This window comes from Streptococcus pseudopneumoniae, assembly GCF_001068775.1.
GTDB classification, from domain to species: Bacteria; Bacillota; Bacilli; order Lactobacillales; family Streptococcaceae; genus Streptococcus; species Streptococcus pseudopneumoniae_N.
On record NZ_JWAJ01000058.1, the window covers coordinates 1 to 245 of the forward strand.

The 245-nt window shown below is 43.3% G+C and carries 1 pseudogene; it reads right to left on the reverse strand.

From position 1 onward, the window contains the following. A pseudogene (locus tag ADF68_RS11165) lies at window positions 1–245 on the reverse strand (hypothetical protein); the annotation flags it as partial.

Genomic DNA, 245 nt, shown 5'->3' on the forward strand with positions numbered 1-245 from the left:
TACCAGTATTTGGCAATTCTTTCGCTCCTGCTTTCTTAGCTGGTGCTTGAGCAGGTGAATCTTTAACTCCATCTGCATCTTTTCCTTCTGCATCTTTAGCTTTTTCGGCGTCAGTCAAGTTGCTTGGATCTGTAACTGGGGTTACTGATGGATCCGTTACTTTGTTCTTATCTGCATCGGTTGCTGGTGCACTTGGATCTTTTACAGTTACTTTAACTGGTACTTCATCCTTAGAACCATCTGGG